At 59.6% G+C, this 20,443-nt stretch carries 20 protein-coding genes; 12 read left to right on the top strand and 8 right to left on the bottom strand.

Annotated elements, in window-relative coordinates; translation table 11 throughout:
- Positions 1 to 8 precede the first annotated feature (8 nt).
- From rsxC to metG, 4 genes are read right to left on the bottom strand one after another with little or no spacing between them, the layout of a single operon-like run.
- Positions 9 to 1,874 (bottom strand): electron transport complex subunit RsxC, encoded by a 1,866-nt coding sequence (gene rsxC, locus LWH94_RS11550; protein WP_232902312.1) that lies wholly within the window; start codon positions 1,872 to 1,874, stop codon positions 9 to 11.
- The gene (gene rsxB, locus LWH94_RS11555; RefSeq protein WP_058340633.1) at positions 1,874 to 2,452 is read right to left on the bottom strand and encodes an electron transport complex subunit RsxB; all 579 of its coding nucleotides are present in this window, start codon (positions 2,450 to 2,452) and stop codon (positions 1,874 to 1,876) included. The genes rsxC and rsxB overlap by 1 nt, the downstream gene beginning before the upstream one ends.
- A 15-nt stretch (positions 2,453 to 2,467) precedes the next feature.
- Positions 2,468 to 3,049, bottom strand: a complete 582-nt coding sequence (gene rsxA, locus LWH94_RS11560; RefSeq protein WP_022990084.1) for an electron transport complex subunit RsxA — start codon at positions 3,047 to 3,049, stop codon at positions 2,468 to 2,470.
- A 22-nt stretch (positions 3,050 to 3,071) separates the two neighbouring features.
- Complete coding sequence (gene metG, locus LWH94_RS11565) at positions 3,072 to 5,108, bottom strand: methionine--tRNA ligase (protein ID WP_232902313.1); 2,037 nt, start codon at positions 5,106 to 5,108, stop codon at positions 3,072 to 3,074.
- A 177-nt stretch (positions 5,109 to 5,285) separates the two neighbouring features.
- Here metG and apbC point away from each other — a divergent pair, with 177 nt between their 5' ends.
- The 4 genes from apbC to LWH94_RS11585 all read left to right on the top strand — a co-directional run bounded on the left by apbC (position 5,286) and on the right by LWH94_RS11585 (position 9,205).
- Entirely contained in the window at positions 5,286 to 6,386 is a 1,101-nt protein-coding gene (apbC, locus tag LWH94_RS11570; RefSeq protein WP_232902314.1) for an iron-sulfur cluster carrier protein ApbC, read from the top strand.
- Between the two features lie 307 nt (positions 6,387 to 6,693).
- Complete coding sequence (dcd, locus tag LWH94_RS11575) at positions 6,694 to 7,260, top strand: dCTP deaminase (RefSeq protein ID WP_022990087.1); 567 nt, start codon at positions 6,694 to 6,696, stop codon at positions 7,258 to 7,260.
- Positions 7,257 to 7,856, top strand: a complete 600-nt coding sequence (locus LWH94_RS11580) for a YjaG family protein (RefSeq protein ID WP_022990088.1) — start codon at positions 7,257 to 7,259, stop codon at positions 7,854 to 7,856. Before dcd ends, LWH94_RS11580 begins: the two co-directional genes overlap by 4 nt.
- A gap of 65 nt (positions 7,857 to 7,921) precedes the next feature.
- A complete protein-coding gene (locus LWH94_RS11585; protein ID WP_232902315.1) occupies positions 7,922 to 9,205 on the top strand; it encodes a valine--pyruvate transaminase in 1,284 nt (427 codons plus the stop codon).
- Here the strand turns inward: LWH94_RS11585 and LWH94_RS11590 are convergent.
- The 3 genes from LWH94_RS11590 to purM form a co-directional block, all read right to left on the bottom strand.
- Positions 9,196 to 9,933 (bottom strand): DUF3108 domain-containing protein, encoded by a 738-nt coding sequence (locus LWH94_RS11590; RefSeq protein WP_199455869.1) that lies wholly within the window; start codon positions 9,931 to 9,933, stop codon positions 9,196 to 9,198. The two genes, LWH94_RS11585 and LWH94_RS11590, sit on opposite strands and share 10 nt — an antisense overlap.
- A gap of 73 nt (positions 9,934 to 10,006) precedes the next feature.
- Positions 10,007 to 10,669 (bottom strand): phosphoribosylglycinamide formyltransferase, encoded by a 663-nt coding sequence (gene purN / locus LWH94_RS11595; protein ID WP_232902316.1) that lies wholly within the window; start codon positions 10,667 to 10,669, stop codon positions 10,007 to 10,009.
- Positions 10,666 to 11,730 carry a phosphoribosylformylglycinamidine cyclo-ligase gene (gene purM / locus LWH94_RS11600; protein ID WP_022990092.1) on the bottom strand — a complete coding sequence of 355 codons (1,065 nt, stop codon included), beginning with the start codon at positions 11,728 to 11,730 and terminating at the stop codon, positions 10,666 to 10,668. The genes purN and purM overlap by 4 nt, the downstream gene beginning before the upstream one ends.
- A gap of 192 nt (positions 11,731 to 11,922) precedes the next feature.
- On the opposite strand from purM, the gene LWH94_RS11605 reads away from it, so the two are divergent.
- From LWH94_RS11605 to LWH94_RS11625, 5 genes are read left to right on the top strand one after another with little or no spacing between them, the layout of a single operon-like run.
- Positions 11,923 to 13,068, top strand: coding sequence for a DUF2066 domain-containing protein (locus LWH94_RS11605; protein ID WP_232902317.1), 1,146 nt, complete (start codon positions 11,923 to 11,925; stop codon positions 13,066 to 13,068).
- Between the two features lie 21 nt (positions 13,069 to 13,089).
- Entirely contained in the window at positions 13,090 to 13,650 is a 561-nt protein-coding gene (locus LWH94_RS11610; RefSeq protein WP_232902318.1) for a CDP-alcohol phosphatidyltransferase family protein, read from the top strand.
- Positions 13,647 to 14,348 (top strand): DnaA regulatory inactivator Hda, encoded by a 702-nt coding sequence (gene hda, locus LWH94_RS11615; protein WP_058340625.1) that lies wholly within the window; start codon positions 13,647 to 13,649, stop codon positions 14,346 to 14,348. Before LWH94_RS11610 ends, hda begins: the two co-directional genes overlap by 4 nt.
- Before the next feature lie 40 nt (positions 14,349 to 14,388).
- A complete protein-coding gene (locus LWH94_RS11620) occupies positions 14,389 to 15,186 on the top strand; it encodes a ParA family protein (RefSeq protein WP_022990096.1) in 798 nt (265 codons plus the stop codon).
- Positions 15,187 to 15,195: 9 nt separating this feature from the next.
- Positions 15,196 to 15,531: a YqcC family protein gene (locus LWH94_RS11625; RefSeq protein WP_022990097.1), complete on the top strand. Its 336-nt coding sequence runs from the start codon at positions 15,196 to 15,198 to the stop codon at positions 15,529 to 15,531.
- Positions 15,532 to 15,549: 18 nt separating this feature from the next.
- Here LWH94_RS11625 and nadC read toward each other — a convergent pair whose 3' ends face one another.
- Positions 15,550 to 16,389 (bottom strand): carboxylating nicotinate-nucleotide diphosphorylase, encoded by an 840-nt coding sequence (gene nadC, locus LWH94_RS11630; RefSeq protein ID WP_199455864.1) that lies wholly within the window; start codon positions 16,387 to 16,389, stop codon positions 15,550 to 15,552.
- A gap of 214 nt (positions 16,390 to 16,603) precedes the next feature.
- Here nadC and LWH94_RS11635 point away from each other — a divergent pair, with 214 nt between their 5' ends.
- The 3 genes from LWH94_RS11635 to LWH94_RS11645 all read left to right on the top strand — a co-directional run bounded on the left by LWH94_RS11635 (position 16,604) and on the right by LWH94_RS11645 (position 20,432).
- Complete coding sequence (locus LWH94_RS11635) at positions 16,604 to 18,868, top strand: DUF1631 domain-containing protein (protein ID WP_232902319.1); 2,265 nt, start codon at positions 16,604 to 16,606, stop codon at positions 18,866 to 18,868.
- 85 nt (positions 18,869 to 18,953) lie between these two features.
- Complete coding sequence (gene ampD, locus LWH94_RS11640; RefSeq protein ID WP_232902320.1) at positions 18,954 to 19,544, top strand: 1,6-anhydro-N-acetylmuramyl-L-alanine amidase AmpD; 591 nt, start codon at positions 18,954 to 18,956, stop codon at positions 19,542 to 19,544.
- Positions 19,545 to 20,432 carry a hypothetical protein gene (locus tag LWH94_RS11645; RefSeq protein ID WP_058340620.1) on the top strand — a complete coding sequence of 296 codons (888 nt, stop codon included), beginning with the start codon at positions 19,545 to 19,547 and terminating at the stop codon, positions 20,430 to 20,432.
- The last annotated feature ends 11 nt before the right edge of the window (positions 20,433 to 20,443 follow it).

Genomic DNA, 20,443 nt, shown 5'->3' on the forward strand with positions numbered 1-20,443 from the left:
GCAATGGGTTATTCGGATGCCGCGGAGCCGGTTTGCTCAGCGAGAACGTTTCGGGCATCAGCCAGGGCCTGTTCGGCTCGCTGTACCCGGTCGTGGTTCTTGGCCACGGCCCGCTCCAGTTTGTCCACGTTGTCGGCCTGCTGGGCTCGGGCTTCTTCCAGCATGCCTTGCATGGTATCGAGCTTGCCCTGAGCCTGCATAAGCTGCTTCTCCAGTGCCTCGATATCCGGCAGCGCCTGCTCTTCCCCTGTAGTGTCGGGTGATGCAGTCTCTTGAGGCGGTGCAGGCGCAGCTGCAGCCGCTTCTGCGGTTTTGGCGGCCTTGGCCTTTTTCCGCTCCAGCGCCTGCTGCACCAGGGCGGCCTTGGCGGCACGGTCGTCCACGGCTTCGCCCTGCTGTGCCGCCTGTTCTGCTTCAGCCTGTTTCTTTGCCTGGGCTTCTGCAGCGGCCCTGGCCCGTTCCTTTCGGCGCTGTTCCTTCTCTTGCTGCTCCCGCTCAAGGCGGGCCTGGCGGGCTTCGAAACGTTCCCGGGCATGGTCGGATTTCAGCTGCTCTGCACGCTGCTGGCGGATTTCGCCCTTGGCGTACCGGTAATACTGCACCAGCGGGATTGAGCTAGGGCACACGTAGGAGCAGGCGCCGCACTCGATACAATCGAACAGGTTCAGGTGTTCGGCTTTCTCGAACTCGGCGGCCTTGGCGTGCCAGAACAGTTGTTGTGGCAACAACTCCATGGGGCAGGCAAGCGCACACTGGCCGCAGCGGATACAAGGTTGTTCCGGAGGTGGAGCTGGAAGTTCCCCGGCAGTTGCTGCGATCACGCAGTTGGATGTTTTTACCACCGGCACGTCATCTGAGTGCAGGGTATAGCCCATCATGGGCCCGCCCAGCACCAGGCGGTTGAGCTGTTCCGGCCGCAGCCCGGCCTGTGCCAGCAGATAACTTATGGGTGTGCCGATCAGCGCTTCTACGTTGCCGGGCTGTTGCAGTGCTTCACCGGTCAGGGTGACCACGCGGGAAATCAGGGGTTTGCCTTCAAAAACCGCCCTGGAGACAGCCAGCGAGGTACCGATGTTCTGGCACATCACGCCGACATCTGCAGGAATGCCGCCACTGGGCACTTCCAGGCCAGTCAGGATTTCGATCAGTTGCTTTTCACCACCGGAAGGATACTTGGTGGGGATCACCGCAATCTCGATCTGGGTGCCCTGAACCGCTGCCTGCATGGCGGCAATGGCTTCAGGTTTGTTGTCTTCAATGCCGATCACGCAGCGGGCAGGGCGAAGAATCCAGGCCATTACCTGCATGCCGGACACCACTTCGGCGGCATGCTCGCGCATGGTCATGTCGTCGGCGGTGATATAGGGCTCGCATTCGGCACCGTTCAGGATCAGGGTTTCAACCTTGCGGTCCCTTGGCGGGCGCAGCTTGATATCGGTGGGGAAGCCTGCGCCACCCATACCGGCAATGCCGGCATTCCGGATGATCTGCAGAACCTGTTCCCGGTCCATCAGTTTGTAGTCGGAAATCGGGGACAGCTCTGTCCACCGGTCTTCGCCATCAGGCTTCAGAACCACGCACCAGTCGGCCATACCGGACGGGTGTGGCACCGGCAGCTGCTCGACGGTTTCAATGGTGCCGGAGGTAGGGGCGTGTACCGGCACGCCCATTCCTGAAGTAACATCGGCCACAACCTGGCCTTTGAGTACCCGGTCGCCAACGTTGACGGCCACTTCTGCAGGCTCCCCGATGTGTTGCTGCAGGGGCAGAACCAGTCGCTCAGGAATGCCTGCTTGCTGAATGGGGCGGATGGTGGACTGGTGCTTGTTTTCCGGCGGATGAATGCCACCGGCGAAATTCCACAGCTGAGTCATCAGGTACTGGCTCCCTGGCGGTCCGTGGCAATCAGGTTGGGCTTCGGTGGTGTCCAGGTCCAGGTGCGGATATCCGGCTCCAGGGTGACCATGTCGATGCAGTCAACGGGGCAGGGCTCTACGCACAGGTCGCAGCCGGTGCATTCGCTTTCGATGACGGTGTGCATATGCTTGGCGGCCCCGAGGATGGCGTCTACCGGGCAGGCCTGAATACACTTGGTGCAGCCGATGCATTCATCTTCACGAATGACTGCGACACGCTTGGCCTGTTCAACGCCGTGTTCTGCATCCAGGGGCTGGGGTTCTACGTCCAGCAGGTCTGCCAGGGCCTTGATGGTGCTTTCGCCGCCTGGCGGGCACTTGTTGATCGCTTCGCCGTGGGCGATGGCTTCGGCGTAGGGGCGGCAACCGGGGAAGCCGCACTGGCCGCACTGGGTCTGCGGCAGAAGTGAATCGATCTGGTCTACCAGCGGATTGCCTTCAACCCTGAACCGCTCTGCGGCAAACCCCAGCAACCCGCCAAAGACCAGCGCCAGTGCCAGCAGAACCACAACGGCAATCAGAAAGCTTGTCCACATAAAACAACTGCTCCGTCAGACCGTAACCAGGCCGGTAAAGCCCAGAAACGCCAGCGACATGAGACCTGCGGTAATCATACCAATGGCGGCGCCACGAAAGGCAACCGGTACATCAGACACGGCAATCCGCTCGCGCATGGCCGCAAACAGCACCAGCACCAGGGAGAAACCGGCCGCTGCGCCAAAGCCGTACAGCACGGATTCAACGAAGTTGTTGTTTTTATTCAGGTTAAGCAGGGCCACGCCCAGAACCGCGCAGTTGGTGGTAATCAGCGGCAGAAAAATACCGAGTACCCGGTACAGCAAGGGGCTGGTTTTGCGCACCACCATTTCGGTGAACTGAACCACCACCGCAATCACCAGGATGAAGGTGATGGTTTTCAGGAAAGCCAGGTCCAGCGGTGCCAGCAGATAGGTATAGGCCAGGTAACTGCACACCGAAGACAAGGTCAGCACAAACGTGGTGGCCAGCGACATACCCATGGCGGTTTCCAGTTTCCCGGAAACCCCCATGAAGGGGCACAGTCCCAGGAACTGCACCAGCACGAAGTTGTTCACCAGAATGGTGCTGACCAGTATCAGCAAATACTCTGTCATCGGAGCGTCTCAGCCTTGCTGCTTACATTACCCGCATGCCGGGTGTGGCGCCGGAATCCGGAGACAGGATGAAAATCTCCTTGCCACCCGGGCCTGCGGCCAGAACCATACCTTCAGACATGCCGAACTTCATTTTCCGGGGTTTCAGGTTGGCCACCATCACGGTCATACGGCCTTCCAGGTCTTCCGGTTTGTAGGCGGACTTGATACCAGCAAACACGTTGCGTTCGCCATGGCCTATATCAAGTGTCAGGCGAAGAAGCTTGTCTGCGCCTTCCACATGCTCGGCTTTGACGATCTTGGCGACCCGCAGGTCCACCTTGGCAAAGTCGGGGAATTCGATTTCGTCAGCCACAGGTTCCAGGTCTGCGGCCGGCGCCGCTGCGGGCTGACCGACGGCTGCCGGCATTTCTTCTTTCGAAGCGTCCAGCATTTTCTCGATCTGGGCCATATCCACCCGGTTCATCAGCGGCTTGAACTTGTCGATGCCGTGGTTTTCCAGCAGGGCGGCGCGGTTGTTCCAGTCCAGGCGGGAGTTCAGGAACGACTGCGCGGCATCTGCGGTCTTCGGCAGTACCGGTGCCAGGTAAGTCATCAGCAGGCGGAACATATTCAGGGCGTTGGTGCAGATGGCCTGCAGCTTGTCGTCCTGGCCTTCCTGCTTGGCAATTACCCAGGGCTGCTCATCGTTCACATACTGGTTCGCAATGTCTGCCAGTTCCATGATCCGGCGCATGGCACGGCCGAATTCGCGGGCTTCGTAGAACTCGGCGATCTGCTCACCGGCATCGATAAACTCTTTCAGTTTGTCCTGCTCGGTGACCTTGCCTAGCTTGCCGTCAAAGCGCTTGGTAATGAAACCGGCGCTGCGGCTGGCGATGTTCACCACCTTGCCGACCAGGTCCGAGTTCACCCGTGCGGCAAAGTCTTCCAGGTTCAGGTCCATGTCATCCACGCCACCGGTCAGCTTGGCGGCGAAGTAGTAACGCAGGTATTCCGGGTCCAGGTGATCCAGGTAGGTGCGGGCCATGATGAAGGTACCGCGGGACTTGGACATCTTCTTGCCGTTTACCGTCACGAAGCCGTGGGCCCAGACAGCGGTCGGGGTACGGAAACCTGCATCGTGCAGCATGGATGGCCAGAACAGGGCGTGGAAGTTGATGATGTCCTTGCCGATGAAGTGGTACACCTCGGCGGTGGAATCTTTCTTCCAGAAATGCTCGAAATCGATGCCTTCGCGGTTACACAGGTTCTTGAAGCTGGCGAGGTAACCGATAGGCGCGTCCAGCCAGACATAGAAATACTTGCCCGGGGCATCGGGAATCTCGAAGCCGAAATAAGGCGCATCACGGCTGATGTCCCACTCCTGCAGGCCGGCATCCAGCCACTCGGCCAGCTTGTTGGCCACCTGCGGCTGCAGGGCACCACTGCGGGTCCACTTGCTCAGGAAGTCGTGGAACTCCGGCAGCTTGAAGAAATAGTGCTCGGATTCCTTCTCCACCGGCGTAGCGCCGGAGACCGCAGAGCGCGGGTTGATCAGCTCCGCCGGGGTATAGGTGGCACCACAGGCTTCACAGTTATCGCCGTACTGGTCATCAGTCTTGCACTTGGGGCAGGTGCCCTTGATGAACCGGTCCGCCAGGAACATTTCCTTTTCAGGATCGAAGAACTGGGTAATCTTGCGGGTCGCAATATTCCCGTTTTCCTGGATCTGGCGGTAAATGTACTCGGAGAAATACTGGTTCTCCTCCGAGTGCGTGGAGTAGTAATTGTCGAAGCGGATGTGGAAGCCGGCAAAGTCTTCCTGGTGCTCCTGGCGAATCCGGTCAATCAGCTCTTCGGGGGTAATGCCCTCACGCTCGGCCCGCAGCATGATGGCGGTACCGTGGGCATCGTCGGCGCAAACGTAGTAGCAGTTGTGGCCCCGCATGTTCTGGTAGCGCACCCAGATGTCGGTCTGAATGTATTCCAGCAGGTGCCCCAGATGAATGGGCCCGTTGGCGTAGGGCAGGGCGCTGGTAACCAGAATATCGCGCTGTTGCTTGCTCGCTTGCGTCATGGTGATGTCCGAACCTTATGTTGATACGGGTTGGAAAGACAAACAGGGCTCAGGAGCATCGGCAACCGCTTGCTCCAGGTGAAGACCCCGTATGGTCAGAAACGGCCACAGATGATACCTTCCAAGCCATCATTTTTCACCTGCAATCAAGCTTATGTGCTTATTCCGGAGACCCCGATGACCCAGATATCCCAACAGGCCCTTGAGGCCGCCGTAAAAGAATACCGGGACCCGTACCTGAACAAAGACCTCTACGAACTGGGCGCGGTAAAAAGCCTGAGCGCAGACGAACAGGGCAAAGTCACCCTGATGGTCGAGTTGCCATACCCTTCAAAAGGCATCGCCGGCGGCCTGAAACAGATCGTCGCCAATGCCCTGGAATTTGTCGCCGGCGTTGAAAGCGCCGAAGTCAACGTGGGCCAGAAAATCCACGCCTGCAAAATCAACAAAGACCTCCCGGCCGTACCGGGCGTGAAAAACATCATCGCGGTAGCCTCCGGCAAGGGAGGCGTGGGCAAATCTACCACAGCGGTCAACCTCGCCCTGGCCCTGCAAGCCGAAGGCGCAAGAGTGGGCATCCTCGACGCCGACATCTACGGCCCCAGCATCGGCATGATGCTCGGCGTCCCCGAAGGCCAGCGCCCGGACGTACGAGAGAACAAATACTTCGTACCCATCAAAGCCCACGGCCTGCAAGCCAACTCCATGGCCTTCGTCACCACCGACAAAACCCCCATGGCCTGGCGCGGCCCCATGGTCAGCGGCGCCGTTATGCAACTGCTCCAGCAAACCCTGTGGGATGAACTCGACTACCTCATCGTCGACATGCCCCCCGGCACTGGCGACATCCAGCTCACCCTCGGCCAGAAAGTCCCGGTAACCGGCGCCGTCATCGTCACCACCCCGCAAGACATTGCCCTGCTGGACGGCAAAAAAGGCATCGAAATGTTCCGCAAAGTCGACATCCCGGTGATCGGCGTCGTCGAAAACATGAGCGTCCACATCTGCTCCAACTGCGGCCACGAAGAACCCCTCTTCGGCCACGGCGGCGGCGAACGCATCGCAGAAGAATACCAAACCGTCCTGCTGGGCCAGCTGCCCCTGCACATGACCATCCGGGAACAGACCGACAGCGGCTCACCCACGGTTGTTGCTGAGCCAGATTCCGAAGTGGCGAGGCGGTATCTTGATATCGCGAGAAGGGTGGGTGCTGAGCTGTCTACCCGGGAGCGGAATCTTGGTGGAACGATTTCCAGTGTTTCTGTTACCGAACACTGAATCAGGACACCAGGCACAATCTGCTGCAATGGAATATAGGTTTTAACGAAATGCTCCCCGCAGCGATTTCCGAGTAGTCGGTGCAGAGGAAGTGAGGGGCGCTTTCCAAAAATGTCGGAGGCCATGGATGGCCGGAGAGAAGCGCACATGGGTGTGCTCGTAGCGGTTTTTGGAAAGCGCCCCTCACTTCCTCAGACTCCAAACTAGCAGGCTACAAGGATCGCGAACGCCAAGCCTTCGACAGCCATCAAGGGACAAGGTAAACTACGCCCCAATTTTCCCACCAGCTGGAAACGAGAATTCACCCATGAGCATCAAATCCGACAAGTGGATCCGCCGGATGTCCGAACAACACGGCATGATCGAACCCTTCGAAGCCGGACAAGTTCGGGAAAACGAAAAAGGCCGAGTCATCTCCTACGGCACCTCAAGCTACGGCTACGACGTACGTTGCAGCAACGAATTCAAAATCTTCACCAACGTCCACAGCGCCACCGTAGACCCCAAAAACTTCGATGAAAACAGCTTCGTCAACTACACCGGCGACGTCTGCATCATCCCCCCGAACAGCTTCGCCCTGGCGCGTACCGTGGAATACTTTCGCATCCCCAGAAGCGTGCTTACCATTTGCCTGGGCAAAAGCACCTATGCACGCTGCGGCATCATCGTGAACGTCACCCCGCTGGAGCCGGAGTGGGAAGGCCAGGTCACCCTGGAATTCTCCAACACCACCAACCTGCCGGCGAAAATCTACGCCAACGAAGGTGTGGCCCAGATGCTGTTCTTCGAATCCGACGAAATCTGTGAAACCAGCTACAAAGACCGCGGCGGCAAGTACCTTGGCCAGACCGGCGTGACCCTGCCCAGGACATGAACGCCAACCAGTTTCTTAAAGCTGTCTCACAACTGCAGGGCTGGCGCGAATGCGCCTTCCTGCTGACCCTGGCCGAACGGGCCTTCCCTAACTACGCACTGTTTGCAGACGCAGTCGGCATGAAAAGCGGCGGTAAAATGCGCCAGCTGCTCGACCTTGCCTGGGGCATGCTGCAAAAAGACGCCTCCGAAGCGGCCATCCCCCAGCTGCTGAGCAAGCTTGAAACCCTGAGCCCGAATGTCGACGAGTACGATGCCTACGGCGTATACCCGGCCTTCGACTTCTGCCAGTTGCTGGAGCAGGCCCTGCTCAACCGCCTGAACCCCAACAAGCATCGGGCAACCGAAGCATCGCAGCTGGCCACCAAGACCGTGATGGACTTCGTCGAAATGTCCGAAGGTGAGGGCATGGATGACGATGAACTGATCCGCATGTTCGAGCACCATCCCCTGCTAAAAGAAGACAAGCTGTTCCAGCGTGACACCGTGCTCGCCCTCAAGCGCCAGCGTACGCCCCGGGAAGACTTCATTGCCGAACTCAAGGCCGAGGCCGCCAACGACGGCGTCAGCAATCTCGGTATTTCCCTCGATAGCTGAGCCGTTCCGGCTCAGATTAAACTTGTTAGCTACCTGTTGAATTGCCTGTTGAACGGATAACTGCCATGAAACTCTCTGCTTTTGGTCGTAAATTTACCGCCGACGCCGGTATCACTTCCCTGATGGATGACCTTGGCAATGCCATGGCCTCCGGCGAGGGAATGATCATGATGGGGGGTGGTAATCCCGGGCACATCCCGGAAATTCAGGAGCGGGTGCAGGAAATCCTGGCGGGTATGGCGGCAGACGAAGGGCAGGTGCGCCGGCTGGTGGGTATCTACGATCCCCCTCAGGGTGAGAAGCAGTTCATTGCCTCGCTGGCGGAGCTGCTGAACAAGGAATACAACTGGGGCCTGAAGCCGGAAAATATCGCTCTGACCAATGGCAGCCAGGCCGCCTTCTTCATGTTGTTCAACATGTTTGGCGGCGATTATGGCGAGGGCCAGCGCAAGCACATCCTGCTGCCGCTGGCGCCAGAATACATCGGCTATGCCGATGCGGGCATAGACTCAGACTTGTTCAGGGCGGTACAGCCTGACATTTCGTTTACCGATGCCCACGAATTCAAATACCGGGTGGATTTTGATGCGGTGGAAGTTACGGGTGAAACCGGTGCAATCTGTGTCTCCCGGCCGACCAATCCCACCGGTAATGTCATCACCGATGAAGAGCTGGCGCGGCTGGAAGAGATGGCCCGCCAGCAGAATATTCCCCTGATTGTCGATGGCGCCTACGGCACGCCATTCCCGAGCCTGTTGTTTGTAGATGCGAAGCCCACCTGGAACGAGCAGATCATACTGTGCCTGAGCCTGTCCAAACTCGGTTTGCCGGCTGCCCGTACCGGTATCGTGATTGCCGCAGAGCCCATCATCAAGGCGTTGTCCGGCATCAATGCCATCATGAACCTGGCCACTGGCAGCTTTGGCGCCATGCTGGCGGAGCCGCTGGTGCGCTCTGGCGAAATCCTGTCCCTCAGCCGGGATGTGGTGTGCCCCTTCTATAAGGCGAAAATGGAAAAGGCCGTGGCAGCGTTCCGTGACGCTATGGGCGAAGACAGCTGCCGTTGGTACATCCACAAACCGGAAGGTGCCATGTTCCTGTGGCTATGGTTTCCGGATTTGCCGATTTCCAGCCTGGCGCTGTATCAGCGCCTGAAAGAGCGGGGAGTGCTGGTGGTGTCCGGGCACTATTTCTTCCCGGGCCTGCCGGATGACGACTGGAAGCATCGTCACGAATGCTTGCGGGTTACCTACTCCCAGGATGATGCGCAGGTGGCGGAAGGCCTGCGTATCATCGCGGATGAGGTCAAAGCGGTATGGCGGGAGTTCGGCCGGGCCGGTCAGTCCTGAACCCGGGCATCTCTAAGCTTCAGTTCGTATTCGCTGCCGTCCGGCTCTACCTGTAGCAGCCGGACCAGCAGGTAGTCCTGGGCTGGATCAAACCACATCAGGGTCTGGCGCCGGGCATTCTCGCCGCGAACCTTTTCCGCTTTCAGGGTGTTCATGGTGCGGCCCCGGTCGCTCAGGCTGTCTTCATCAATCACCGAGAACCGGTCTTCATCGTAGTCACCCTTGTCGAGCACATGGTAGGTGACGTCCCGTTTGCCTGCTTTCAGGTCCTGGTGCAGTTGCAGCTGGTAGCCCAGCGGGTCTAGGGTGCCTTCCCTCAGCTCAACGTTGAACGACTCGCCCCGGTAAGAGCCCCTGGCCATACCTTTCTGCCAGTCGAAATCGATGGCCTGTTCGCGATCTTTAATCAGAAATCCTGACAACCGGTAGCGATAGCGCAGGGGAATGACCTGGCCGTCCTGCCACTTGAAGATCAGTGATTCGTCGATATCGGCAATGAAGGAGTCAACGTCTGTGCGGTACAGCCAGACGTTGTTTCCCTGGTCGGTCAGCGTGCGCACGCCTTCGCCATTCAGACTGACACCCTTTGACATGGAAGCGGTGTAGCTGGCTTCGTACGGGGTAAGCTCAGGGCTGGCGTCGGCAGCGCTGGCGGATAGCGCAAACAGGCCGGACAAAAGCCCGGCCAGCAGGGCGGAAGTTCTGGTGACGTCTGGGTTTCTTTGCATCCGGTTGCCTCTTTCTCTGTCTATGCTTGCGACAGTCTAGCTGTTCCCGGTGCTCAGGAGGATGACAAACTGTTCAGCTGGCTGTCAGCCGCATGGGGTGTTGCAGAAGTTTGCCGTCAAACTGGACGCCGTCGGCGGTCAGCTGAATACGGCCTTCGCAGAACCAGCGCACCACGATGGGGTAAAGCACATGTTCCTGCTGCTGTACCCGCTCGGCCAGTGATTCTGCATTGTCGTCCGATTGAACCGCGACTTCGGCCTGTGCGATTACCGGGCCACCATCGAGTTCTTCGGTAACGAAGTGAATGGATACACCGTGTACCTTGTCGCCGGCATCGAGCACCCGCTGGTGGGTATTCAGGCCGGTATAGGCTGGCAGCAGGGAAGGGTGGATGTTCAGCATCCGGCCCCGGAATGCCCGCACAAAGTCGGCGGTCAGAATGCGCATGAAACCGGCCAGTACGATCACGTCCGGGTTCAGGCGGCGCAGCTCGGCCATCAGGGCGCCATCAAACTCCTCGCGGGAACCATACTTCTTGTGGTCCACCACGAAGGTTTTGATGTTTGCCTGGGCTGCCCGCTCCAGCGCGAAGGCACCGGGGCGGTTGCAGCCAACGGCGAGGATTTCGCCGGGGAAATCCCGTTCACGGCTGGCGTCTATCAGGGCCTGAAGGTTGGTGCCGCTGCCCGAAGCCAGAACAACAATGGTCGGTAGCGGTGCTGGGTCTGCCATCATGCCTTCAGCAGCTCCGGTGCGTAGCGCACCTTCGGCTCGGCATCACTGGCATCGGCGGCTTCCATAACGCCAACCTGCCAGACTTTCTCGCCCATGGCATTGAGGGTATCGATGGCCAGGTCTTTCTGGTCAGCCGGTACACACACGATCATGCCAATACCACAGTTGAAGGTGCGGTACATTTCTTCAGCGGCCACGCCGCCTGCGTCCTGCAGCCACTGGAAGACTGGGGGCAGTTCCCAGCTACGGGTATCGATGGCGGCAACGGTGCCGGCCGGCAGTACCCGGGGAATGTTTTCCGGCAGGCCGCCACCGGTGATGTGGCACAGTGCGCGCACATCGACTTCGCGGATCAGTTGCAGCAGGTTTTTCACGTAAATGCGGGTCGGGGCCATCAGCGCATCGGCCAGGGTGCTGTCACCCATGGGCTGGCTGAGATCCGCGTTGCTGACTTCGATGATCTTGCGGATCAGCGAGTAGCCGTTGGAATGCGGGCCGGAGGAGCCCAGGGCCAGCAGTACATCGCCTGGCTGTACACGGCTGCCATCGATGATGTCGCTGCGCTCTGCTACGCCTACGCAGAAGCCGGCCAGGTCGTAGTCGTCGCCTTCGTACATGCCCGGCATTTCGGCAGTTTCACCGCCTACCAGGGCACAGCCGGAAAGCTCGCAGCCTTTACCGATGCCTTCTACTACCTGGGCTGCAATGTCGACATTCAGCTTGCCGGTGGCGTAGTAATCCAGGAAGAACAGGGGCTCGGCACCGCCAACGACCAGGTCGTTCACGCACATCGCCACCAGGTCGATACCGATGCTGTCGTGCTTTTGCAGCTGCATGGCAAGGCGAAGCTTGGTGCCCACGCCATCGGTGCCGGATACCAGTACCGGCTCCTTGTAACCTGCCGGGATGGATACCATCGCACCAAAACCGCCAAGACCGCCGAGCACTTCAGGACGACGGGTCCTGGCTGCGGTATTCTTGATGCGGTTGACCAGTTCGTTGCCGGCATCGATATCAACGCCGGCGTCACGATAGGTAAGGGAGGGCTTCTGTTCGCTCATGGAATGTTAACCGTTGGCCTGTGGGTCAAGCGGCGGATTTTAACAGGTGCGCACGGGGGCTCCAAATGGAATTCCCGCTTAGTCTCGGGAATTGCCTGCCTTTATTGCGAACCTGCAACAGGGGCTCTTGCTACTCTAGTCAATGGTGATGGTGTATCCTGTGCGCCATTCATGGGAACGGCAGGGTGTTACATGACTGAATCACGACGGAAAAATTCCAGGCCTTGGCTGCTTTGGCCAGTATTGTCTGCATTGCTGGCCCTGGCCACTCCGGCCGCGGCAGTCTCTGTATCCGGGCTGTACAACGCCGACGTTCCGGTGCAGGGCGGTTCTTCCGCCGCGTTGCAGCAGGGCTATGCCGATGGTCTGCGCCAGGTAATGGTGCGGGTGTCCGGCAGTCGGGATGTATTGCAGCGAGAAGGCATTGATCAGGTGTTGTCCGAGGCGGAAAGCCTGTTGCAGGCCTACCAGGTTGGCAGCGAGGCTGGCCAGTCACGGCTGCGGATGAGTTTTGGTGCCGTTGGCGTTAACCGGGCCCTGGCCTCGATTGGTGCGCCGGTCTGGGGTGCTAACCGCCCACTGACCCTCGCCTGGGTGGCGGTAGAGGATCGCGGTAGTCGCAGTTTGCTGACCCGCTCCGGCGCCGGTGCCGAGTGGCGTGATGCGTTCCGGCAGGCGGCTGGTGTCCGGGGCTTGCCGATCGAATTTCCGTCCGAGAACCAGGGCAGTGACCGGGCGTTGCTGTCTGATCTTTGGGGGCAATTTATCGGGCGCATCCAGAAGGCATCTGAAGATGTCTCCTATGACGTCCTTGCCCTCGTCCGGGTGAGCCGCTCCGGTGGCCAGTGGCGCGCCGGCTGGGTTGTGGACGGCATGGGTATGGACGCTGCCGAGCGTTCGGTATCTGCCGGTAATCCGGATGACCTGGCCCAGGCCGTGGTCGATTACTGGGCCGAACAGTACGCCAGCCGCTACGCGGTTTCAGCCGGTGAAATCGGGGACTCGCCCAAGGTGGATGTGGTGTTCGACGGAGTATCCACACTGGCGGACTACGGGCGGATCAACAAGGTGCTTGAAGGCCTGACACCGGTAGTCTCGGTGAGCGCTGCCCGCATTCGCGGCGAACGGCTGACCGCGCGGATTGCGTTTACCGGCGAGCTGGAGCAGCTGAAAGAGTACATTGCGCTTGATCCGCGCTTTGTACCGGTTGAAGGTGAGTTCGAACAGACGCAGCCCGCCGATGAGCAGGATGCCGAACAGGCCTTTGAATCCCTCTATCAGGTGCTTAACTATCGCTGGCAGCCGTCCCCGGTTGTCAGCAGTGGTGAAGACGGCTGATAAATTGACGGAGGCAGCCGGGTGAAATCAACACAGTGGCGCTGGATTCCCAATGCCCTGACCTTCATGCGGATGGTGTTGATCATTCCGTTTGCAGGTGCGCTGCTGGATGGCAACTACCGGTTGTCATTGCTGATTTTCCTCGTGGCTGCCATCAGCGATGGCGTTGATGGCTTTCTCGCCCGCTATTTCAACTGGCGCACGCGGGTAGGGGCCATTGCTGACCCCCTGGCCGACAAGGCGTTACTGATTACCACCTACCTGATGCTTACCATCACCGGTATCCTGCCGGTGTGGCTGTTTATGCTGGTTCTGGCGCGGGATATTGCGATTGTTGGCGGGGCATTGGCGTTTCATTACGGCATTGGCCGGTTCGAAATGGCGCCGAGTGTGCCCGGCAAGATCAACACGCTGGTGCAGATCCTGGTGGCCCTGGCCATTATCATCCTGCTGGCGGGCTGGCCGATGCAGCCCTGGGTGATTGATGCGGGTGTCTGGCTGGTGGCGGGTTCTGCCATCTTCAGCGGCTGCCACTATGTGATTGTATGGAGTTTGCGGGCCTTAAGGATGAAGCGATCATGACTACTGCCTCCCAGATGGCCCTAGGTGTCCGGCTGCGTGACGATGCCCGCTTTGACAATTTCCACGGCGACCGTAACCGCGATGCCGCCCGCAGGCTGGAAACCCTGTGTGAGCAAAACCACGACCTGCCGGTGATGGTGATCTGTGGCGATTCCGATACCGGCAAAAGCCATCTGTTACAGGCGGTCTGCCACAGGGTAGAGCAGCTTGGCCAGAGTGCTGTGTGTATCAGCATCGAAGAGTTGTTGCCATTTGGCCCGGATGCATTATCGGGGTTAGAGACCCGTCATGTAGTCTGTCTGGATGACCTGGACAAGCTGGCGGGCGATCCTCGCTGGGAAGAGGCGGTGTTCCATCTGTATAACCGGATCCTGGATCGGCGCGGTTTGTTGGTGGTGTCGATGTCGGAAGTGCCCGCCTCGTTACCCTTTGGCCTGGCGGATCTCGGTTCCCGGCTGGCCCACGGCCTGCTGGTGCAGCTGGGCGTGTACCGGGATGAAGACCGCATGCGCATCCTGGTGGCCCGGGCGGAACAGCGAGGCATGGTGATGACCGACGAAGTCGCCAGCTTCATCATGCGCCGGGCTCCCCGAAGGCTGGGCGAGCTGCTGGCCATCCTGGATTCTCTCGATGAGAACTCGCTGCAGGCCCAGCGCCGGCTCACCATCCCCTTTGTTAAAACCGTGATGGGCTGGTAGTCACAGATCAATAACTACAAGTGTTTACTGGAGAGACAACATGAGACGGGTTGTATTCAATCAGAAAGGTGGTGTGGGCAAGTCCAGCATCACCTGTAACCTGGCGGCCATCAGTGCGGCCCGGGGCAAGCGCACGCTGGTGGTAGACCTGGACCCACAGGGCAACTCCAGTCACTACCTGCTCGGCAAGCCTGCATCTGAACTGCGGGATACCGTGGCGGACCTGATGGAGCAAACCGTGGCGTTCAGCATGTTCAACCGGCGCCCGGACGAGTTTGTGCATGCCACGCCGTTTGATAACCTGTTTGTGCTGCCGTCCAGTCCGGAACTGGATTTTCTCGAGCGCAAGCTTGAAGCCAAGCACAAGATCTACAAGTTGCGGGAGTATCTGAAAAAACTCAGCGAGTCGTTCGATGAAATCTACATCGACACAGCCCCGGCCCTGAATTTCTATACCCGTTCGGCGCTGATTGCGGCCCAGCGTTGCCTGATTCCGTTTGATTGCGACGATTTCTCCCGCCAGGCGCTTTATAACATTCTCAACGAAATCCGGGAGTTGCAGGAAGATCATAACGAAGAACTGGTGGTTGAAGGTATCATTGCCAACCAGTTCCAGCCCCGGGCCAGCTTGCCGAGACAGCTGGTTAAGGAGCTGCTGGAGGAAGGTTTGCCGGTATTGCCGGTGAGGCTTTCCAGCTCGGTGAAGATGAAAGAATCCCACCAGAGCCGGCAACCACTCATTCATATGGCTCCGAAACACGGCCTGACCCGTCAGTTCGAAGACCTCTACAGGGTGCTGCACGGGGAGTCGGTGGAGCTGGAACCGCTTCAGGATTGATCAGAACCCATGAGTGACGAAAACCAACACCTCGACCTGCTGACTGACGGACTGCTGCAGATAGAGATCGAACTCCGGCAGCTGGGAGTCTGGCAGGCCGAGCCGCCACCGCAAGAGGCGTTTCAGAGCACCCAGCCATTCTGCCTGGATACCATGGAGTTTCCGCAGTGGCTGCAGTTTGTGTTTCTGGAACGCATGAAAGTGCTGGTTGAGCACAATCATCCGCTGCCGTCTGCGTCCGGGATTGCGCCCATGGCGGAAGAGCATTTCCGGGGGCGTCCGGAATCCGGGCAGGGCCTGGTGAAGGCGCTGGAAGAAATGGACCGGTTGCTGACCCGGTCCTGAGCCCGGTAACTGGCCGGGTTATTCCAGCCGCATCGACAGGTCGATGGCCTTGACGTCTTTGGTCAGGGCGCCGATCGAAATGTAGTCCACTCCGGTCTCGGCAATTGGCACCAGGGTTTGCTCATTAATGCCGCCGGAGGCTTCAAGCCTGGCGCGGCCTGCAGTCAGCTTGACCGCTTCAACCATATCCTCCAGTGAAAACTCGTCCAGCATGATAATGTCGGCACCGGCGTCCAGGGCCTGGGTGAACTCGTCCATATTCTCGGTTTCCACCTCAACCGGTTTGCCCGGCGCAATGCGGTGCGCTTCAGCAACGGCCCGGGCGATAGAGCCACAGGCCGCGATGTGGTTTTCCTTGATCAGGAAAGCGTCCCATAGGCCGATCCGGTGGTTGTCACAGTCGCCACAGGTCACCGCGTATTTTTGCGCCAGCCGCAGGCCGGGCAGGGTCTTTCGGGTATCCAGCAAGCGTACCTTGGTATGGGCAACCCTGGCCGCGTAGCCGGCGCACTGGGTGGCGACGGCAGAGAGTGTCTGTAGCCAGTTCAGGGCAGACCGCTCAGCCGTCAGTAGCGAGCGGGCAGGGCCCTGCATGCGGAACAGTACAGCATCGGCCGGCACATCGTCGCCGTCCCTGAACAGCCACTCCAGCTCTACGTTGGGGTCTACCTGCCGGAAGACTTCGTTGACCCACTCCACACCGGCCAGCCTGGCGTTCTCGCGGGTGATGACCCGGCCGCGGGCGGTTTTGTCTGCAGGAATCAGCATGGCGGTGATGTCGCCGTCCCCGATGTCTTCCCGGAGGCTGTGGGCTACGGATTCAATACGGGCCTGTCGGAGCAGTTCGGGGGCAATCATGGTGTTTTTCCGCTGGTCAGTGGGGTGGAATTAACGGCTGCGGGGCAATTCTACTGCTACCCCGGCAATTCACAAAATGCCACCATGAATTTCAACGTCTTGTGTCGGAAACAAATGGTGACAAAAACTGACACAAGGTGACGGCAACTGGTCGTATCATAGAGCCGCGGAGTAATATAAGTTTGTCACGCAGATTCGATCCCGGAGCAAGTCCATGGCGCACGATAGCAAGGTTGTCCGATTAGCTGGCCACAGGCCGGCGGGCCGGTTTACGTTGCCTGCTGCATTGGTCAGGTTGCGTGACACTGCGGGTCAGGAACTGAAATCCGTACTCGCCAGCTTTTTCGAACAGGCGGACGACAGCCTGTTCTCCCTGGCCGATCGTGCCGGTTCGAACAAAGATCAATCCGCCTATTTTGATGCCATGCGGGAGCTCCGGCTGCGCCGCCGGGCGATGTCGCTTTCCGTGTTGCAGTATGTCAGCCAGGCCTTTAACGAGCTGGGCCGGTTCAAGCCGGTGCGTTCCGGCGGCTCCCTGGAAGAGGTTAACCAGGACACCCTGAGCCTGGTCGAGCATTCCGAGCTTGAAGAGCAGGTAGCCGTTGAAAGCCTGACCAATCGCCTGCGTAACCGCCACCAGGAGCAGGTTCGCATGCTTGCGGCCCGGGTACGGCACCTGGTTCCCGAGCTGGAACTGGCTGATGACCAGATTCCCCTGAGCGCCGAGGTTATTTGCGGCGGTATCGCTGAAGCCTGTTCAGACCTGGATATCGACATCCGGGCCAAGCTGGTTGTCCTGAAACTGTTCGAGCGCTTGCTGGCAGACAAGCTGGAGCAGTTCTACCAGACATGTAACCAGACACTGATTTCCGAAGGCGTGTTGCCGGGCATGAAGAATGCCCCGGTCGGCCGTGCGCCGGCGCCTTCAAGGCCAGCCAGCCAGCCAGTCCCGCCCGCCGCGCCGCAGCAGGCCGAGGCAATGCCCCAGGCTCCTGCTGACGATGCCGGCAGCCAACTGGCCAGTGCTACCTTCAACGAATTGAGCGCTTTGCTGCGGCAGGGTGGCGATACCGGTGTTGTTTCCCGGCCCGCCGCTGGCGGCAATGTACTGGACACCAGTCGCTTGCTGGCTCGCCTGACCGAGCTGCAGGCACTCAGCCGGGATGAGGCACAGGTTGAGCAGGTTATGCCCCTTCGGGAGCAGCTGCAGCCGGTATTGCAGCCCGCTGAAGGTTCCAGTGTTTCTGTCACCCAGGTCGACGGCGATGTGATCAACCTGGTGGGCATGTTGTTTGACTTCATCCTGGACGACCGTCAGCTGCACCCGGTGATGAAGTCGCTGATTGCCCGGTTGCAGATTCCGGTGCTGAAAGTGGCCCTGAGCGACCGCAACTTCTTCAACCGCGGTGGCCATCCGGCGCGCAAGTTGCTGAACGAACTGGCGCTGGCGGCAATCGGCTGGAATGAAAAGCGGCCGGGCATGCGTGACCCCCTGCGGGAAAAAATCGAAGAAGTGGTCGGCCGGGTGCTGGCCGAGTTCACCGACAGCGTCGACCTGTTTGAAGAACTGCTGAAAGACTTCGGCCACTTCATGGACCTGGACCGTCGCCGCCGTGAGCTGGTCGAGCAGCGCCTGCGTGATGCCGAAGAGGGCCGGGCACGGCAGGAAAGGGCAAGCCAGGCGGCAAAAGATGTCATGCTGGAGCAGGCCGAAGGCCGGGACATCCCCGAGGCTATCCGAGCGTTGCTGGACGGCCCGTGCACCCGCTATCTGCAGTGGATCATGCTGCGCCAGGGCGAAGAAAGTCCTCAGTGGCAAGATGCCTGCGAACTGGTCACCCGCCTGGTCTGGACGGTGGACCCGAGCCCGATTACCGATTCTACCCGTGCCGAGTTGCTGAGGGCGATTCCGGGCGTTGTGGAAGACCTGCGGGCAGCCCTCAAGGAAATTTCCTGGGATCCGTTTGCTACCGACAATGCCGTTCGCGACCTGGAGCTGGCCCACGTAGATGCGTTCCAGAAGCTGGTAACCGCACCGGTAGAGGTTGAAGACGAGCCGGTTGTGGACGAGCTGCCTGAGGTTTCAGAACCTGGGCCGGCTGTCCAGGCCGAGCCAGAAGTTGCCTTGGCTCCGGAGCCTGTGCCCCAGCCGGACGTTGCGCCAGAACCAGAACCGGAGCCCGAAGCTACCATTGATCCGGAATGGCTTGCCCGGGCGGATCAGATGCGGGTTGGTTCGTGGGTGGAGCTCAAGCGCGACGACGACGCCCGCCTGCGTTGCAAGCTGGCAGCGTTTATCAAGGCTACCGGCAAGTACATCTTCGTGAACCGCAGTGGTGCCAAGGTGGCTGAGTATCAGCGGGAAGAACTGGCGACAGCCATGCAGACCGGTTTGATCGGCATGCTGGACGATGGCCTGATTTTTGACCGGGCCCTGGAATCCATCATCGACAACCTGCGCTACAGTCGCAAGGACTGACCGCTGCAGGCGACTCCGTGGCATCGGAATGGACTTTGTGATTCAATCTCCGGATCGAGTCACCCATTGCGTATCTGGATGCACCTTGCCTGATCAACACTTCAACGCCCGGGTCGAACAGCTTCGAACGACGGGCCGGTTCCCGGATGCCCGTTGGTGTCCTTCCCCGAATTTCGGCCCCCGCCCCGAGGGTGCTGCCATTTCGTTACTGGTGGTACACAACATCAGCTTACCGCCGGGCGAGTTCGGCGGTGGCCATATCGAGGAATTCTTCTGTAACCGGCTGGATCCTCACGCTCATCCCTATTTCCAGACCATTGCAGATTTGCAGGTTTCCGCCCATGGGCTTATCTGCAGAGACGGCTCGGTGGTTCAGTTTGTCAGCTGCCTCGACCGCGCCTGGCATGCCGGGCGCTCCTGTTTTGATGGCGAGGAAGAGTGCAATGACTTTTCCATCGGTATCGAACTGGAAGGGGCAGACGACGTGCCCTACACCGATGCCCAGTATCAGTCCCTGGCCCGTCTGGCTGCCCTGGTTCGGGCTGCCTGGCCGGCGATTACGGCAGAGCGGATTACCGGCCACTGCGATATTGCCCCGGGCAGAAAGACGGACCCCGGTGAGGCCTTCCAGTGGGCGCACTTCCATCGCGTTTTAAGCACAACGGAGAATGCCTGAATGGTACTGGTGGTTTTTCTGCTCGCCTATGTGATCCGGCAGCGCCTTGACCGGCTCGGTGTGTTATCCAGTGACGACCTGTGGCGATCCTGGCTGCATATCGGGGCCCGCAGCAAGGCCGGCAAAGAAGGTTCCCTGTTTTTAGGCCTGTTACTGGCTCTCGGCCCTGCTGTGTTATTGGGGGCCTTGGTTCTGGCGGCCGGTTACGGTGGTATTCGTGTTGTGGTTTACCCCGTGGAACTGATCGTTCTGGTGCTGATGATGGGCGTGCCCGGCTGGCGCCCCGTACTGGAGGCCTACACTGAGGCCTGGGGCCGCGGTGACATGCAGGGAGCCTGGCATCATATCGAAGACCGTTTGCTGGAGGATGAGCGGGGCAGTGCGCAAAGCGCAGAAGTGATGCATTTGTCGGTTTCCCGTGCCTTGATGGTATCGGTGTTCGAGCGGTTTTTCCTGGTGGTGTTCTGGTATGTGGTTGGCGGAATCTGGCTGGCAGTCATTGCCCGTGGACTGGTGGCACTGGCAGAGCAGTGGCCCCAGCCGGCTGCCCGGCAGCGCTTTGCCATCGCGGCAGACATTATGGCCTGGGTGCCGTCTCGTCTACTGGCTTGTACCTTTGGCGTGGCTGGGGACCTGGCGGGCTGGTCCCGATCCATCCGTCTGGTGGTGCCGGGGTTCGGCAAGCCGACAGACAATGTGCTGATGACCGCTGCCAGCGGCTCCCTGACGGGCTATGCCCTGGATCCGGAACGGTTCGGCCAGGTATACGCCGATGACTGGCCGAAATTCGGTGGCCGTAGCATTCGGGCCATGCGGGATTTGCTCAGCCGCAGCATGCTGGTGTGGATCTGCGCCATCGCGCTGTTGGTGATTGCCGGGATCGTATGATGCCCGGCAGG

Source organism: Marinobacter sp. G11 (assembly GCF_021282325.1).
Lineage (GTDB): Bacteria > Pseudomonadota > Gammaproteobacteria > Pseudomonadales > Oleiphilaceae > Marinobacter > Marinobacter vinifirmus.